The 249-nt window shown below is 58.6% G+C and carries 1 pseudogene; it reads right to left on the bottom strand.

The window, feature by feature from the left end:
- A pseudogene (locus QN347_RS20515) lies at positions 1 to 249 on the bottom strand (nucleotidyl transferase AbiEii/AbiGii toxin family protein); the annotation flags it as partial.

Raw genomic sequence — 249 nt, 5'->3', positions numbered from 1 at the left:
CGATGAATCGGGCGATCTTGCAGCGGGAAGCACAGGACTTCGGTGATCGTGATATCAACCTTCACGTCGTTTGCAGCGGGCAGTGGCCCCTGGTAGCGCAGATAAAACGTGTGGCTGTTCTGGTGGCTGTGGCGGTCTTCGCGGTCGAATGCGATCCGCAAGCCGCACGCAGCCTCAACCGCCGCAAAGATTTCGGCTAACCCTGCCAGAATATCTTCGAGGGTGATCGGACGGGTTAGCGTGAAGTCC

The organism is Sphingomonas sp. 10B4 (genome assembly GCF_035019905.1).
Classification (GTDB): Bacteria; Pseudomonadota; Alphaproteobacteria; order Sphingomonadales; family Sphingomonadaceae; genus Sphingomonas; species Sphingomonas glacialis.
This window is presented reverse-complemented; position numbering and strand designations above follow the sequence as displayed.